This is a genomic window from Salinigranum rubrum, from assembly GCF_002906575.1.
Classification (GTDB): Archaea; Halobacteriota; Halobacteria; order Halobacteriales; family Haloferacaceae; genus Salinigranum; species Salinigranum rubrum.
On sequence record NZ_CP026309.1, the window covers coordinates 1,104,846 to 1,121,316 of the forward strand.

Below are 16,471 nucleotides of genomic sequence, written 5' to 3' on the forward strand. Positions count from 1 at the left end.
TCCGTCGACGATTCTCCGCTCGGACTCTATCGACGACTCCCGCCACGTCCGACCCTGCACGGTTTACAACATCTTCCGAAACCGTCCCAGTGGCGGGAACGTCAGCGCCTCCTCCCTCCCGCGGTCCCACACGATTGGCCGGAGCGCGTTCGCATCCGAAACGAGCGGCGACTGGAAGTCCCGCGCGCGCATCCCGTTGACGCTGACGCCGCTCGCCACCCGTGAGAACGCGGGCAGCATCAGCAGGTCGCCTCCGTCGTACACCCCTTCGCCGGCGAGAAAGCAGGGTCGCTTCTGCCCCTCGATGGTAATCGTGGGGTGGTCGTGGCCGACGACGTAGCAGTCCGCCTCCGCTCTGGGCTCCTCGTGCCCGTGACAGACGAGCACCTCCCGGTCGCCGGCGTCGACCCGATACTGGTCGTGGACCTCCCCGTCCCACACGCTCTCTAACATCCGGTCGTGATTCCCGGCCACGAGCACCAGTTCGGCACCCGCCTCGCGGCACACCTCGTCGAGCAGAGCGAGCGTCTCCGCTGCCCGATGAGAGACCCGCCCGAACTCGTGGAGGACGTCGCCGGCGACGACGACCGTCTCGGGCGCGAGGCGGTCGACCGCCTCTCCCAAGCGCTCCGTGAGGTCCGCTCGCTCGCCCAGCGGGACCTCGACGTCGGAGGCCTCGGCGCGCCCGACGTGGAGGTCGGCGACGACGAGCGCCTTTGACCCGAACGAGACCGCTCGGTCGGCGAAGACGGCGTCGAACACGGCTTCTCGTTCGGCCACGAGGGTAAAAGCGGTACTCTCTCGTTCTCGCTCTCGACGACGTCGTCGCGCGACGGCACCGTTTTATCGCCGCCGTCCATCACTCCCTTCATGAGCAGGGCTCTGGAGGACAAGCGCACCGCGACGCGCCTCCGCGTGCTCGTCGAGATCGCCGACCGCCAGCCGGCGGTGAGCCAGGGCGAAATCGCCGAGGCCGTCGGCGTCACCTCCCAGGCGGTGAGCGAGTACATCAGAGAGCTCGTCGCCGACGGCTACGTCGAGAAGGAGGGTCGCTCGCGGTACCGAACGACCAAGGAAGGGGTCGACTGGCTCTTCCGCGAGGTCAAGTCCATCCGGCAGTTCACCGACCACGTCACCGAGGACGTCCTCCAGTCGGTGCAGGAGGACGCCGCGTTGGCCACGGACCGTATCGAGGCGGGCGACACGGTGTCGCTCTCGTTGCGCGAGGGACTCCTCCACGCGACGCCGGGCGAGGAGGGGCCGGCGACGGGCACCGCCACCACGACGGCCGAGGTCGGACAGGACGTTTCAGTCACCGGCTTCGAGGGCGTCATCGACATGTCTCCCGGGACCGTGACCGTCTGTCAGGTGCCGCGCGCCCGCAACGGGGGGAGCCGCGCCGTCGACGTCGAGGCGCTCTGCACCGCCCTCGACGCGGCCGACCTGGTCGTCGCCGTCGGCGTCGAGGCCGTCGCGGCGCTCCGCCGTCTCGACCGCGAACCGGCGGTGAGTCTCGCGGGCGGGGCCGTCGCGGCCGAAGCGGCGACGAAGGGACAGAACGCCGTCGTCGTCGCGAGCGTCGACGAGGCGGGCCGCGTTGCCGACACGCTCCGCGACCGGAACGTGACGTACGAACTGGCGCCCATCGGAACGAACGACGAGTGAACACAGAAGGCGAGCGAACGGGCGGACGACGAGGGACGAACGAACGGCGAGTGACGGACGGGCGAACGAGCGAACGAGGAAGGCGAGAGACGAACCAAAAAGGCGAGCGAACCGACGAACGAACGAGTGAGCGGTCTTCTCAGGCGGTCACCACGTCGGCTTTGGCCTCTGTGTACGCGGCGTGGTCTCGCGCCGTCGCGTACGCCTCCTGGAGCCGCTGGAACTCCTCGGTGTCGCCGCCGTGGTCGGGGTGAGCCTCCTTGATCTTCGAGCGATACGCCGACTTCACCTCGTCCGGGGAGGCCGCCGGGTCGAGTTCGAGCGCCGCGAAGGCCGTGCTGATGGGGTCCGGGGTGAGGTCGGGTTCGAGTTCGGGCACGTCGAACGGGAGGCGTCGACCCAGCCCACGCCCCGGCATCTCGTGTTCACACAGCACCGTGTACGTCCCCGCCTCCTCGATGCGGAAGTACGCCTTCGCGTCGAAGGTGATGGCGACGTCCCGTTCGGGGAGGTAGAAGGCGACCGTCTCGCCGTGGACGGTGAAGTCCTCACGGAAGCGTTCGTCGATGTCGACGAGATACTGCCGAATCTCCTGACGCCGGCGGACCGTCCCGTCGATGTGGCGGCTCCGGTCGACCGGGGCCGTCGGGAACAGACGGTCGCCGACGAAGAAGACGACGGCGACGCAGCACGAGGCGACGGACCCGAGGATAACTCCGGTCAGCAGCCACGGCGGGAGCAGAGACAGCCACTCCGGTAGCACACCTGAGGCTTGGTGCGCACGCTAAAGAACTTCTCGGCGTCGACAACCCGACCGCCTCAGCGTCGCGTCCCGACACCGACACCGGCGACCGCTCCCCTCGTACGTGAAGAGGAGAGCGAGAGTAACGAAGTCGGCGACCACAGCGGATTTGTCCGCTCGCGTCCAACGCCCGCCCGAGCACGTGACGATGTCACTCATCCGATTCGAGGCCGCGGACACGGCGACCCACACCCAGATCGGCGAGGGACTCACCCGGGTCGCCCGCGCGACCGGACGGCTGGAGACCGGCCACTCGGTCGGCAAGTACGCGTTACGGCACGACGACGGCTGTGCGGACTGCGGTCGGGACCTGGCGGCGGGCGACACGTTCTTCCTCGACACCGACGCCGGCGACGTCTACTGTGAGGCTCACGGCGCGCCGCGCCGCGACGAGGGGTAGTACTCGCCCCCGAGTGAATATCATATCAACCTTGACAGGTCCGGAACCTTCTTTACGCATACTCGGGACGCAAAAGACACTATGGCAGTGCTCTGGTTGGACGAGGTTCGGTCCGACGATCTAGAGACCGTTGGGGGGAAAGCGGCCTCGCTGGGCGAACTCACGGCGGCGGGGCTCCCGGTGCCGCCGGGCTTTGTCGTCACCGCCGGGACCTATCGGACCTTCATCGAGGAGGCCGAAATCGACGAGGAACTGTTCGAGGCGGTCGACGTCGATTCGGAGGACTCCAAGGCGCTCGCGGGCGCTCACGAGCGGGCGCACGAACTCATCATGGAGACGCCGTTCCCCGAGGACGTCGCCCAAGAGATCCTCGAAGCGTACCGCTCTATCGACGACGGCGAGGCGTTCGTCGCCGTTCGGTCGTCAGCGACCGCGGAAGACCTCCCCGACGCCTCCTTCGCCGGCCAGCAGGAGACGTTCCTCAACGTCCGCGAGGACGACCTCCTCCAGCGCGTCAAAGAGTGCTGGGCCTCGCTGTTCTCCCAGCGCGCCATCTACTACCGGAACCAGAAGGGGTTCGCCCACGACAAGGTCGACATCGCCGTCGTCGTCCAGCGGATGGTCGACGCCGAGAAGTCGGGCGTGATGTTCACCTCCCACCCTTCGACGGGCGAGCCACGAATCATCATCGAGGCCGCGTGGGGACTGGGTGAGGCGGTCGTCTCCGGTGCGGTGTCCCCGGACAACTACGTCGTGAACCGCGCGACCCAGCGGACGGAGGACGTCACGGTCGCGGACAAGAAGCTGATGCACGTGAAGGACGCCGAGACGGGCGAGACCGTCGAACGGGCGGTACCGGACGAACGCCGCGAGGAGCGCGTGCTCTCCGACGAGGAGATCGCCCGCCTCGTCGACCTCGGAGAGGAGGTCGAACGCCACTACGGCCAGCCACAGGACGTCGAGTGGGCCATCTACGACGGCGAGGTGTACATGCTCCAGTCGCGGCCGATCACGACCATCTCCGACACCGCCGTCTCGAACGTCGAGAACGTCTCGGGGTCGGGGACGAGCGACGCCGCGGTGGACGGCGAGGGGGGCAGCGGCAACGGCCAGGCGGCGGTCGGCGAGGTCGTCGTCCGCGGGTTGGGTGCGAGCCCCGGCATCGCCTCCGGTCCCGCCCGCGTCGTGACGAAACTCGACCACCTCGACCAGGTCGCCGAGGGCGACATCATCGTCACCGAGATGACGATGCCGGACATGGTGCCCGCGATGAAACGCGCCGCCGGCATCGTCACCGACGAAGGCGGGATGACCTCCCACGCGGCCATCGTCTCCCGGGAACTCGGCGTGCCCGCCGTCGTCGGCTGTGGGTCGGCCACCCGCCAGTTAGAGGACGGCCAGCCCATCACCATCGACGGCGACAAGGGCACCATCAGGGAGGGGGTCGAATCGAAGGAGAAACAGCGTCAGCCCGTCGAGGACGCCCGCCCGAAAACGCCGGTAAAACCGATGACCGCGACGGAGGTCAAGGTGAACGTCTCCATCCCCGAGGCGGCCGAACGGGCCGCGGCGACCGGCGCGGACGGCGTCGGCCTCCTGCGCATCGAGCACATGGTGCTCTCGTTGGGCAAGACGCCCGAGCGGTTCATCTCCGACAACGGCGAGCGCGCGTACGTCGACGAGATCATCGAGGGGGTTCGGACCGTCGCCGACGAGTTCTATCCCCGGCCGGTGCGGGTTCGAACGCTCGACGCGCCCTCCGACGAGTTCCGCCAGCTGCAGGGTGGGGAGGACGTCCCCCGCGAACACAATCCGATGCTCGGCTACCGGGGGATTCGGCGCTCGCTGGGGAACCCCTCGGTGTTCAAGCTCGAACTCGAAGCGTTCCGTCGGCTGTACGACATGGGCTACGACAACCTCGAAGTGATGTTCCCGCTCGTCAACGACGCCGAAGAGGTGATTCGCGCCCGCCAGCACATGAAGGAGGCGGGCATCGACCCCGAGAAGCGCGAGTGGGGCGTGATGATCGAGACGCCCGCCTCCGCGCTGCAGGTCGGGGCGATGGCGGAGGCCGGCATCGACTTCGCGTCGTTCGGCACCAACGACCTGACGCAGTACACGCTGGCGGTCGACCGGAACAACGAGAACGTCGCGAGCGTCTACGACGAACTCCACCCCGCCGTGTTGGAACTCATCGGCTCGACCATCGAGACCTGCCGCGAACACGGGGTGAAGACGAGCATCTGCGGGCAGGCGGGCTCGAAACCCAAGATGGTGCAGTACCTCGTCGAGTCGGGCGTCTCCTCGATATCGGCGAACATCGACGCCGTCCGCGACGTCCAACACGAGGTCAAACGCGTCGAACAGCGCCTGCTGTTGGACTCCGTCCGCTAGTCGCCGTCGGACTCGGGCGTCGCGCTCGGGAACGTCATCGTGACCACGCTCCCCCGCGGGGTGCGGGGTTCGACCGCCACGGTCCCGTTGAGAGAGGTGACGAGGCTGCTGACGACCCAGACGCCGAGCTGTGACCCGTGACGGATGGGGTGTTCCTCTAGCCCGCCGGTGAGGAGCCGTCGGTCCTCGGGGGGATGCCGGGGCCGTCGTCGGCGACGCGGATCGACACCCGTTCGTCGCCACCTTCGTGGACGCGGACCACCTCGACACGGACCCACGGCTGGGGGCGGTCGTTGTGGACGATGGCGTTCTCGATCACCTCGTGGACGACGAGCGAGAGCGACTGCGTGGCCTGGACGACCGCCGCCACGGGGAGGGAGGTCTCGATGACCGCCCGCGAGTGCTTCCGACTCAGCCGCTCTGCCACCTCCGAGACGACCGAGACGACGTCGATCGGTGTCGTCGGTCGGTCGTCGGTGCTGACCTCCCGGTAGCGGCGGGCCTGCTCGCTCAGGGAGAGCAGTTCGCGCGCGGCCGCGCCGATGGTCGTCGCCGCCGTCGCCGTCTCGTCGTCGCGGTCGCTCGCCAGCGCGGCCGCGTGGCCGAGGATGATGTTGGCCTTGTTCCGCAGGTTGTGTCGGAGCACCCGGTCGAGGACGTTGATGTGTTGTCGGTACTGGGAGATGTCCTGATGGACGAGCGCCACCTCGACGGGGCCGTCACCCCCCGCGGGGATGACGGCCATCGAGTACCACCGGCGCTCGCCCCCGCCGTGACAGGGGTACTCGACCCGTTCGCCGTCGATCTCGCCGGCGAGCACGCGTTCTATCGCCTTCGTCGCCGCGGACGCGAAGGCGTCGTCGAGCCCTTCACACACCTCGAAGTAGTTGACTCCGACGTCGCTTTCGATGCGATTTCGTCCGTTCTCGCGGCCGAACTCGACCCATGCCCGATTGACGAACCGGATCACCCCGTCGCCGTCGAGCAGGGCGACCGGGAACGGGATGACTGAGAGCGGTTCGAACGAGTCGTCGGCGTCGCCCTCACCCCCGCCCGACTCGGTCGCCGGAGACGGCCCGACAGAGCCGTCACGCACCGTCTCTCCGTAGTCGCTCGCCGCGTCGCCGCCGTCGAACTGCGCGCCGTCCCAGGTGTCGGTGCGCACCTCGTCGTCGAGGTGCGTACCGCTTCGGCCCCCGACCGACCCCGTCAGAAGCGTCACCAGCGAGGGGTCCAGCACCGACAGGTCGGCGCTCGTCACCCAGTCGGGGAACTTGGTATCCGATGCTGCGAGCACGTAGACGTCTCCTGGGAAGGCGTCGAGCCACGTCGGTGGGTCGGGGTCGAGGACGGCGGCGTCGATGACAGCGCAGTCCGCGACGGGAACGTTCTCCGCCGTGAGCGCCTCCGCCGACCGTGTCAGGACCCGTGCGGCCCCACCGTCGAACGCCGTAGCCCGACCGTTCCGGTCGGAGACGTACAACAAGACGCCCTGGCGCGTCGACGGAAACATACCTGAATCGCCTCTCGGTAACTGACTTCCCCCGCAGACATAATGATGCCGGAAATAACACGAAATAAAGACAGTATTCTATGAATACACGTTTTCGGGCCGGACGAGCGTCGATGGGATTCCCCGAATCCAGTGGATTCGGCTTCGTTCGCTGGCTTCTACGACGACGCCGGTTCCGTCGTCGGCCTCTCGTCCGGGGTGAATCTCAAGATTTACGTCATCGGCTCACCCACCTTCACTCGTGTCACTCGCGGGTCCGGTGTCGGTCCTCGTCGACGTCCCCCTTGCCCTCCTGTTCACCGAGAGCGGGTGGTTCGCCTCGCTGGTGCGGACGGCGACCGGATGGCCCGGACTCGGTATCATCTTCGGGTACTCCTTCCTCATCGCCTTCGCGCTCCCGGGCGTGAGCGAGATCGTCCTCCTCGCGCCGCTGAACCTCGGCCTGCCCGGGTGGGCGCACACCGTGATCATCATCCTCACCTCCGGCCTCGGCAAGGCCGCCGGGAGCGTCTTCGCCTTCCACATCGGACAGGAGGCGAAGGAGTCGGGGCCCGTCATCCGCGCCCTCCGGCGCTCGCCGGTCGACGTCGTCGCCTGGTCCGAGAAGAAGACCGTCCAACTCGCCCAGCGCTACGGCTACGGCGGCCTCGCGCTCGCGCTCTGTGTCCCGGGCTTTCCCGACACGCTCTCCATCTACGCGTTCTCGGTGCTGGAGGAGGACTACGCGAAGTTCGCGCTGGCGACGTTCATCGGGAGCGTGGGCCGACTCGTCGTGACCATCGTCGGCGTCGAGGCGTTCTTCTATCTGTTTTGATACTGTGGGCGAAACACACATGTAAGCTCGTCACCGTTTTGCAGTGGAATGACGTGCTCTCGTCGCGTGGTACACCTCCACGACGACGACGCATTCGAGGGGTTCGGAACGACACTCGCCGACCGGGAGGGGTTCGAGGTCTTGTCCACGACGGACACGGACGCGGCGGTCGACCGGCTCGGCACTGAACCGGTCGACTGCGTCGTCGTGGCGTGCTCTGCCCCCGGCGAGTGGGCTCTCCGGGCCCTCCGGGACGTCCGGGGGACCGACCCCGACGTCCCCTGTCTCTTGCTCACTGCCGCGCCGACGGTTCCGGTCGAAGTCGTCGACTTCGACCTGACGACCGTCGTTCGGGTCGACGCCGACGCTGGCCCCGACGGGTCGACGGCGCTCGCCCGCCGGGTCGCGGAGGCGCTCGACGAGTCTCATCGGACGACCGGTCACGAACGCGAGCGACAGCGACTCCGGCAGTACGAGTCCATCGTCGAGGGCATGACCGACGTGGTCTACACGGTCGACGAGTCGCTCGTCGTCACCTACACGAACGACCGCGCGCTGGCGTACGCCGAGGTCCCGCGCGAGGCGGTCGTCGGACGATCCATTCGAGCACTGAGCGAGCAGATGCTCGTCGAGGAGCCGCAGGTCGACCGCTTCGTCGCCGCTCTCGAACGCGTCATCACGGGGGAGACGGACAGCGAGCGACTCGAACTCGAACTCGACCTCCCCTGTGGCCTGGTGGTCGCCGGCCTCCGGGTGACGCCGCTGTGGACCGACGGGGACGACGGTCCGGCCGGTGCGGTCGTCATCTCCCGTGACATCACCGACCGGGTCACCCGCGAGCGGACCCTGAAACGACAGAACGAACGGCTCGACACGTTCTCCAGCGTCGTCTCGCACGACCTCCGCGCGCCGCTCTCCGTCGCCCACGGGAACCTCGACCTGGCGCGTCTCGACTGCGCCGAGGGCGACTTCGACGCGGTCGAGGAGCGCCTCGACGCGGTCGAACGGGCACACGACCGGATGGACACGCTCATCGACGACCTCCTGACCGTCGCCCGACAGGGAACGCGCGCCGAGAACCGCTCCGTGGTCGATATCGACGCTCTCGCCACGGAGTCGTGGACGTTCGTCGGCAGCGACGCGGCGACCCTCGACGCCGACACTGGACTCGCCGTCCACGCGGACGAGTCGCGGCTCCGGCAGTTCTTCGAGAACCTCTTTCGGAATAGCGTGGAGCATGGCTCCACGAACAGCCGGCCGCAGGCCGGCGATTCGGTCGAACACGGCTCGACGGGCGACGGGGGCGACACGGCCGGTGACAGCAGCGCCGCACCGGATGCGAGCGTCCACGTCCGCGTCGGTGCGCTCGACGGCGGCGACGGCTTCTTCGTCGAGGACGACGGTCCGGGGATTCCGCCCGACGCGCGCGAGACGGTGTTCGAGGGCGGTTACTCGACGAAGTCCGGTGGGACGGGGTTCGGGCTCATGATCGTCCGCGAAATCGCCGACACGCACGGCTGGGACGTCACCGTCACCGACGGGTCGCGGGGCGGGGCACGCTTCGAGGTCAGGGGCGTGCAGGTCGAGTCGGCGTAGAGCGACGCGGACGAGGAAACCAGCGGCCTTTAGACGCCCACGCGACTGACTGTTCACACATGAGCCACGAGGACTTCCCCACGGACCGTCCCGCGGTGGTGACGTGTGGCCTGCCGTACGCCAACGGCGACCTCCACATCGGTCACCTGCGGACGTACGTCGGGGGCGACGTCTACGCACGGGCCCTCAGGAAACTCGGCCAGCAGACCGCCTTCGTCTCCGGGTCGGACATGCACGGCACCCCCGTGGCCGTCAACGCCGAGAAGGAGGGCGTCACGCCCGAGGAGTTCGCGCTCTCGTACCACGAAACGTACGAGGAGACGTTCCCGAAGTTCAACGTCGCGTTCGACAACTACGGACACACCCACGACGAGACCAACGCCGAGATGACGACCGAGATCGTCAGCCGGCTCATCGACGGCGGCCACGTCTACGAGAAGGAGATCAAGGTCGCGTTCGACCCGGTCGAAGAACAGCCCCTTCCGGATAGATACGTCGAGGGGACCTGCCCGTACTGCGGTGCACACGCCCGCGGCGACGAGTGCGACGAGGGCTGTGGTCGGCACCTCGAACCCGGCGAGATCGAAGAGCCGACCTCCACCCTGACGGGGAACCCCGCCGAGTACCGCGACCGGAAACACAAGTTCTTCCGCGTCTCGGACTTCCAGGAGTACCTCCAGTCGTTCATCTCCCGATTGGAGGGCACGTCGAACGCCCGCAACCAGCCGCGCGAGTGGATCGAAGGGGAGCTACAGGACTGGTGTATCACCCGCGACCTCGACTGGGGCATCGACTACCCCGAGGAGGAGACCGACCTCGTTCTCTACGTCTGGGTCGACGCGCCAATCGAGTACATCTCCTCGACGAAGCAGTACACCGAACGCGTCGGGAGCGAGGCGTTCGACTGGGAGGAGGCGTGGAAGGTCGACGGCGACATCGTCCACGTCATCGGACGGGACATCATCCAGCACCACACCGTCTTCTGGCCGGCGATGCTCCGCGGGGCCGACTTCGACGAACCGCGTGCGGTGATGGCGAGCGGGTTCATCACGCTCAACGGCAAGGGCTTCTCGACCTCCCGGGACCGCGCCGTGTGGGCCGACGAGTACCTCGACGAGGGCTTCCACCCCGACCTCCTCCGCTACTACCTGGCGACGAACGGCGGCTTCCAGCAGGACGTCGACTTCTCGTGGGAGCGCTTTCGGGAGCGAGTCAACAACGAACTCGTCGGTACCGTGGGCAACTTCCTCTACCGGTCGCTCCTCTTTGCGTACCGGGAGTTCGGCGGCACGCCCGACGCGGACCTCTCCAGCGAGGTCCGCGAGCGCATCGACGAGGCCATCGAGACCTTCGGGGCGGGCGTCAACGACTACTCCATCCGACAGGCGGGCGACGCGGCCGTCCGCCTCGCGGGGTTCGGCAACGAGTACATCCAGCGCAACGAGCCGTGGAAACTGGACGACGAGGACCCACAGAAGGCACAGGTCATCCGCGACTGCGTCCAGATCGCCAAGGCGGTCGGCGTGCTGTTCGAACCGGTCGCCCCCGAGAAGGCGGAACGGCTCTGGGAGAGCCTGGGCGAGAGCGGGTCGGTCCACGACGTCGAGGTCGCGGCCGCGCTCGAACCGCCCGAACGGGAGTTCGGCGAGCCCACCGAACTGTTCGAGAAGATCCCCGACGAGCGGGTCGAGGAACTGAACGCGAAGCTCCGGGCGCGGGTCGAAGAGAGCGAGGCGGACCGCGACGGGGACGACGAGTCGGGCGACGGGGACGAGGACGCCGCGGCCGAACTCGAACCGCTCGCCGACGAGCGCATCAGCTTCGAGGACTTTCAGGAACTGGACATCCGCGTCGGGCGCATCCTCGGCGCGGAGGGAATCGACGGCGCGGACAAACTCGCCCGCCTCGACGTGGACATCGGCGTCGAAGAGCGGCAGGTCGTCGCCGGCATCAAACAGTTACACGACCTCGACGCGCTCGTCGGGGAGAAGGTCATCATCCTCGCGAACCTCGAGAAGGCCGAACTGTTCGGCGTCGAGTCGAACGGGATGCTCCTCGCGGCGGGCGAGGAGGCGGACCTCCTGACGACGCTGGGCGACGCGGAACCCGGCGAGACGGTTCGGTAGGCTCCGCTGTCTCTACCGCGGGGGCCGCAGCCGGTAGTACCGGCGGTTGAGGTCGTAGGTGTACCCCTCGCGCATCGTCTTCAACACCGCGTAGGTGACGACGCCGGCGACGACGGGCAGGAGGAACGTCAGGTCGAACAGCAGGTCGACGTTCATCGGGACGAGGTTCTTCACCGACAGCAGCGAGATGGTGAAGGCGAAGACCACCCCGCCGACACCGACGGCGGCCCAGAACGGTTGCTCGACGGGACGGCGCGCCGACCCCTTGTTCAGGAACGGGACGATGGCGATGAACCCGACGACGACGAGGTTCGCGAGCACGCCGTACGTCCGGTCGGCCATGATCTTCTGTCCGCCGAGGATGGCGAGTTCCGGATTGAGGGGGTCGAGCTTGAGCAGGCCGAACGACCAGTACAGATACCAGTCGGGCAGGATGACCGCCGGGGTGGAAGAGGGGTTGGCCGGCGGGCCGATGTGCGGCGGCATCGTCGCCGAGAGGAACAGAATCATCCCGACGAAGAACGACGCGATGGAGGCGTTCCTGACCGTTTCGTGGGGCCACGTCGGGAAGCCGAGCACGTCGCGCTCGACGTACGTCGACTCGCTCCTGAGGACCTGGTCCTCGTAGCGTGCCCGCTCGAAGTACTCGTACGTGAGACGCGCGAGTCCGGTCGTTCGCGCCTTCCGTTCGCGCCACGTCGGAGTCGAGTCGCCGGGTGGGACCGCGGGGACTCCCGCCACGCTTCCGCCGTCGGACCGAGGCTCCGGGGACGAACCGTCCACATCCATACCAACCTGGAGGGCTCGGGCGGAGATAAGCCGCGCGCGGACGGGATATATAGACTCGCGAGCGGTACCGTGTGCCGTTTACTCGGTCGGGAGTTCCATCGCCGGTCTTTTTACCGCGTTCGGGCGTATCGACTTCGCATGAGAAACGCGAAGATCGTCTGTACGCTGGGGCCGGCGTCGGACGACAAGGAGACGATCGGCGCGCTCGCCGGGGCCGGGATGTCCGTCGCCCGACTCAACGCGAGTCACGGATCGGTCGAACACCGCTCGGAGATGATCGACCGAATCCGCACGGTCGACCGCGGGACGGACTCCCCGCTCGCGGCGATGCTCGACCTCAAGGGCCCCGAGGTACGCACCGCACCGCTCGACCACCCTATCGTCTTGGAGACGGGGAGCGAGGTCCGCTTCGTCCGCGGGGAGGAGGCGACGCCCGAGGAGATCGGCCTGTCGTACTCCATCGCGGCGGTCGGGGAAGGAGACACGGTCCTCCTCGACGACGGGCGCATCGAGGCGACCGTCCGCCGGGTGGAGGGCGACGCCGTCGTCGCCCGCATCGACTCCGGCGGCGAACTGGGCGGGCGGAAAGGGGTCAACGTCCCCGGCGTCAGCCTCGACATCGACCTCATCACCGAGAGCGACGACCGCAACCTCGAACTCGCCGCGGAGAAGGAGGTCGACTTCGTCGCCGCCTCCTTCATCCGGACGGCGGGCGACATCTACGCCATCTCCGACCGCTTGGAGGAGTACGGCGGCGACATCCCCGTCATCGCGAAGATCGAACGGGCGGGTGCGGTCGAGAACCTCGACGAGATCATCGACGCCGCGTACGGCGTGATGGTCGCCCGCGGCGACCTCGGGGTCGAGTGCCCGCTGGAGGACGTCCCGATGGTCCAGAAGCGGGTGATCCGGAAGTGCCAGGCCGCGGGCGTGCCGGTCATCACGGCGACCGAGATGCTCGACTCGATGGTCCACGCGCGCCGCCCGACGCGCGCGGAGGCGTCCGACGTGGCGAACGCGGTGCTCGACGGCACCGACGCGGTCATGCTCTCGGGCGAGACGGCCGTCGGCGACCATCCGGTGAGAGTCGTCGAGACGATGGCCCGCATCGTCCGCGAGGTCGAATCGACCGAGGAGTACGCCGAGAGCCAGGAGCAGCGCGTTCCCACCGCGAGCAGGGACTCCCGGACGGAGGCGCTGGCCCGCTCGGCGCGATATCTCGCCCGCGACGTCGGTGCCTCCGCGATCGTCGCCGCCTCCGAGTCGGGGTACACCGCACGGAAGACGGCGAAGTTCCGCCCGGGCGTCCCCATCGTCGCGACGACGCCGAACGACCGCGTCCGCCGCCAACTCGTCCTCTCGTGGGGGATCGACGCCCGCTACTCCGACTACCGCACGAGCGCCGCCGAGGTGATGGACGACGCCGTCTCCGCAGCGCTGGACGCCGGCGTCGCCGAGAGCGGCGACACCATCGTCATCCTCTCGGGGATGATGTCCGAACTCGAAGAGACCAACACGACGAACATGCTGAAGGTACACGTCGTCGCCGAATCCATCGCCAACGGCCGGAAGATCGTCGGCGGTCGCGTGGCCGGCCCCCTCTACCGGACGACGGACGGAGACCTCTCGGACGTTCCCGAGGGTGCCGTGCTGTATCTCGGCGCGGACTTCGACGGGGAGTTCGACGGCGACGCGGCGAAACTCGCGGCCATCATCGACGCCCGTCCGGGTCTCACCGGCTACCCCGCGATGGTCGCGCGCGAACTCGACATCCCGATGATATCGGGCGCGCCCGTCCTCGACACGGTCGAAGGCGGCACGACCGTCACGCTCCACGCCGAGCGCGGTATCGTCTACGAGGGCGACATCCGCGCCATCGAGGAGCGCGACCGTCACGCCATCGCGAACGGGGAGTCGTAACCCGCCGCTGGCTGCTCCGCTTCCGACACGTCCGCGGGCGGGAGGACTTTTGCCGCTCCATCTCGAAGCACGAGTAATGGTACAGTCCGGTCCCGACAGCGACTCCGTCGAGACGACCGACGACGAGGCGGTGGCCGACAGCCGCGACCACGAGGACGAGCGTGTGAACGAGCACGAAGGCGAGGGCGAGGACGACGAGTGGGAGTTCGGTCTCGACGAGGTGGGTCCCGACGGCGTCGTCGAGTCCGAGCCGGAACCGCTCGAACCCGGCCAGCCGACGCTCGAAAACACCGTCTTCGTCCTCCTCGGCGTCGTCGGCACGCTCCTGTTGTTGTCGACGGTCATCTGATCCCCTCGTCCCCCGGCGACCCCACCCCCGAACGCGGAGCGACCGCGTGCGCCCCCGAGCGCAGAGCGACCGCGGACGCCGTCCGAACGCGGGCGCCGACCCGATGCTTGATGTGTTCGGGTCGTCTGTGCCGAACTACGCGATGGTCCCCCACTCCACCTCCAGACGACGGCTCCTCCGCGCCACCGTGGGCGTCGCCGCCGTCGGCGTCGCCGGCTGTAACGAGTCGGTCACGGGCGGCGGCCCCGAGACGCCGTCGCCGACCGAGACCGTCCAGCCGACGCTCGACTACGACGCCGTGATCGTTCGGAACCCCGCCGCCGAACCGTTCGTCGGGTACGACCCGGCGGACTCGCTCGAAGACGAGACGGACGAACCCCTCCAGCGGACGCTCGTGACGGCCGACGAGGCCGACCGGGTCTCCTTTCGGACCGAGGTTGCGGGCGTCGAGGAGGCGCGGGCGCTCCTGCGCGAGACCGACTTCGAGCGGAGCGTCGTCCACGTCTCCGAGCATCGGGTCGGGGCGTGCCGAACGCTGGAGGTCGACTACGTGACCGTCGACGGCGACTCGTTCGACCTCGACTTCTGCTCGCCGCTCCGCCCCGCCGACGTCGCCTGCAGCCTCGACGACCGCGACGTCGTCGCCGCGTTCGTCCGGTTCCCGATGGCGACCGACGATATCGGGTCGTACACCCTCGGCCGCGGCGGGAGTTGTGAACGACCGCGACGACCGGAGGGGTCGTCGTGAGCGACGTCGATCCGACGCGCCGGGCGCTCATCCTCGCCGGCGCGATGGGCGTGGGGCTCGTTCCCCTGTTCGCCGTCGACGACGGCCCGGACGACCCCGACGTGTCGTACGACAGCGGTGCGCTCCGACGGGTCGTCGGCCTCGGCACGCCCACGGTTCCCCGGAGGTTTCCCGTCGAAATCGGGGCGGATCACGTCGCGGCTCACCGCGACCGCGCGCAGTCGCTGCTGTCGTCGGCACCCCAGTCGCCGGATATTCCGAACGAGGCCGTGGCCCGCGAGTACGCCGACCGGTACGAGCAGGCCGCCGAGGCGCTGGAGCGGGCCGGGGAGGCACGGACGCCGTACGAGCGCCTCGACGCACTCCAGTCGGCCCGGTGGTTCGCGGCCGACGTCAGCGCCGTCTACGCCGCGTTCGCGGACGACCTGACCCGCGAGGAGGTGCTCGCTCGCCGGGAGTCGATCCGCGAGCGACTGGCGCGACTCCGCGACCGCTGGCGCTACGTCGGCGACGACCTCGCGGTCGCGGTCGACGTCCACGGGACGGTCGAATCGCGCGTCGACTACGCCGAGGGAACGCTCGAACGGGCGGCCGAGCGCCGCGGGTCGGACGAGAGTCGCGTCCTCGGCGTCGGGTCGGCCGCCGGGACGGTCGAACTCGCCCGGACGGCGGCGGAGAACGCGGCGTACTACTACGACCGCTTCGTCGACTCGCTCGCCGACCCGCGCCCGCTCGGGGACGCCTTCGACCGGGCCGCCCGCGTGCTCGTGGCGGACGTCACCGCGCGGTGTCCCGACCCGCCCACGGACGAGTGGGAGTCGCGATTCGACCGCGACCTCGCGTACACCGTCGCCCACGACCTGCTCCGGGACGCCGTCTCGGATGCGACGTGGCGCTGTCGCACCGCGAACGAGGCCCGCGACAGCGAGGGCGTCGCGAGCGCGGTTCTCACGGCCGCGGGGGCCGACCGCGACCTCCGGGCGCTCGACCGCGTCCGGGCGGCCGTCGACCGCGGCGAGTACGGCGTCCCCCGGTCGGCGGAGGCGGCCCGCCGCGAGAAACTCGCCGCGCTCGAAGCGGTCGAGGCGGCACAGCGGGCGACGCCGACGGTGCTGGCGTCCGGGTGGACGCGAGGTGCTCTCGGGAACCTCGACCGCGGCGACCGGACGCTCTCCCGTGCGCTCGAACGCGACGGGGTCGAGGTAAGCGAGGTCGCACGAGCGGTCGCCGCCTACGCGTGGGGACGGACACGAGCGGCGGCGACGCCGGGGGCGCTCTCGCGGTTGACCGGCGTGCTCGACGCGGCCGCGACGCCGAGCACACGATGAGCGGGACCGGACCACCCCCGCTCGTGA

Annotated in this window: 14 protein-coding genes; 10 read left to right on the forward strand and 4 right to left on the reverse strand. The window is 68.8% G+C overall.

Annotation, left to right across the window (positions count from 1 at the left end):
• Nucleotides 1-63: 63 nt before the first annotated feature.
• Nucleotides 64-780 (reverse strand): metallophosphoesterase, encoded by a 717-nt coding sequence (locus C2R22_RS05295; RefSeq protein WP_245902890.1) that lies wholly within the window; start codon nucleotides 778-780, stop codon nucleotides 64-66.
• Between the two features lie 90 nt (nucleotides 781-870).
• Between C2R22_RS05295 and C2R22_RS05300 the strand changes: the two genes are divergently transcribed.
• The gene (locus tag C2R22_RS05300; RefSeq protein WP_103424833.1) at nucleotides 871-1,665 is read left to right on the forward strand and encodes a DUF7839 domain-containing protein; all 795 of its coding nucleotides are present in this window, start codon (nucleotides 871-873) and stop codon (nucleotides 1,663-1,665) included.
• A 139-nt stretch (nucleotides 1,666-1,804) separates the two neighbouring features.
• Here the strand turns inward: C2R22_RS05300 and C2R22_RS05305 are convergent, their stop codons facing one another.
• Nucleotides 1,805-2,428: a J domain-containing protein gene (locus tag C2R22_RS05305; RefSeq protein WP_103424834.1), complete on the reverse strand. Its 624-nt coding sequence runs from the start codon at nucleotides 2,426-2,428 to the stop codon at nucleotides 1,805-1,807.
• Between the two features lie 187 nt (nucleotides 2,429-2,615).
• On the opposite strand from C2R22_RS05305, the gene C2R22_RS05310 reads away from it, so the two are divergent.
• Nucleotides 2,616-2,867 carry a hypothetical protein gene (locus C2R22_RS05310; protein WP_103427578.1) on the forward strand — a complete coding sequence of 84 codons (252 nt, stop codon included), beginning with the start codon at nucleotides 2,616-2,618 and terminating at the stop codon, nucleotides 2,865-2,867.
• Between the two features lie 81 nt (nucleotides 2,868-2,948).
• Nucleotides 2,949-5,261 carry a phosphoenolpyruvate synthase gene (ppsA, locus tag C2R22_RS05315; RefSeq protein WP_103424835.1) on the forward strand — a complete coding sequence of 771 codons (2,313 nt, stop codon included), beginning with the start codon at nucleotides 2,949-2,951 and terminating at the stop codon, nucleotides 5,259-5,261.
• A 157-nt stretch (nucleotides 5,262-5,418) separates the two neighbouring features.
• On the opposite strand, the gene C2R22_RS05320 is transcribed toward ppsA, so the two are convergent.
• Nucleotides 5,419-6,774, reverse strand: a complete 1,356-nt coding sequence (locus C2R22_RS05320) for an ATP-binding protein (protein WP_103424836.1) — start codon at nucleotides 6,772-6,774, stop codon at nucleotides 5,419-5,421.
• 241 nt (nucleotides 6,775-7,015) lie between these two features.
• On the opposite strand from C2R22_RS05320, the gene C2R22_RS05325 reads away from it, so the two are divergent.
• From C2R22_RS05325 to metG, 3 genes are all read left to right on the forward strand, one after another.
• Nucleotides 7,016-7,588, forward strand: a complete 573-nt coding sequence (locus C2R22_RS05325; RefSeq protein WP_103424837.1) for a YqaA family protein — start codon at nucleotides 7,016-7,018, stop codon at nucleotides 7,586-7,588.
• A gap of 66 nt (nucleotides 7,589-7,654) precedes the next feature.
• On the forward strand, nucleotides 7,655-9,184 hold the full coding sequence (locus C2R22_RS05330; RefSeq protein ID WP_103424838.1) for an ATP-binding response regulator: 1,530 nt from the start codon (nucleotides 7,655-7,657) through the stop codon (nucleotides 9,182-9,184).
• Nucleotides 9,185-9,243: 59 nt separating this feature from the next.
• Complete coding sequence (gene metG / locus C2R22_RS05335) at nucleotides 9,244-11,310, forward strand: methionine--tRNA ligase (protein ID WP_103424839.1); 2,067 nt, start codon at nucleotides 9,244-9,246, stop codon at nucleotides 11,308-11,310.
• Nucleotides 11,311-11,322: 12 nt separating this feature from the next.
• Here the strand turns inward: metG and C2R22_RS05340 are convergent, their stop codons facing one another.
• A complete protein-coding gene (locus tag C2R22_RS05340; protein WP_103424840.1) occupies nucleotides 11,323-12,099 on the reverse strand; it encodes a cytochrome b family protein in 777 nt (258 codons plus the stop codon).
• Between the two features lie 138 nt (nucleotides 12,100-12,237).
• Here C2R22_RS05340 and pyk point away from each other — a divergent pair, with 138 nt between their 5' ends.
• The 4 genes from pyk (at nucleotide 12,238) to C2R22_RS05360 (ending at nucleotide 16,444) form a co-directional block, all read left to right on the forward strand.
• The gene (pyk, locus tag C2R22_RS05345) at nucleotides 12,238-14,019 is read left to right on the forward strand and encodes a pyruvate kinase (protein WP_103424841.1); all 1,782 of its coding nucleotides are present in this window, start codon (nucleotides 12,238-12,240) and stop codon (nucleotides 14,017-14,019) included.
• A gap of 76 nt (nucleotides 14,020-14,095) precedes the next feature.
• Nucleotides 14,096-14,368, forward strand: coding sequence for a DUF7312 domain-containing protein (locus tag C2R22_RS05350; RefSeq protein ID WP_245902891.1), 273 nt, complete (start codon nucleotides 14,096-14,098; stop codon nucleotides 14,366-14,368).
• 103 nt (nucleotides 14,369-14,471) lie between these two features.
• Complete coding sequence (locus tag C2R22_RS05355; protein WP_216824794.1) at nucleotides 14,472-15,116, forward strand: hypothetical protein; 645 nt, start codon at nucleotides 14,472-14,474, stop codon at nucleotides 15,114-15,116.
• Nucleotides 15,113-16,444, forward strand: coding sequence for a hypothetical protein (locus C2R22_RS05360; RefSeq protein ID WP_103424843.1), 1,332 nt, complete (start codon nucleotides 15,113-15,115; stop codon nucleotides 16,442-16,444). The genes C2R22_RS05355 and C2R22_RS05360 overlap by 4 nt, the downstream gene beginning before the upstream one ends.
• The last annotated feature ends 27 nt before the right edge of the window (nucleotides 16,445-16,471 follow it).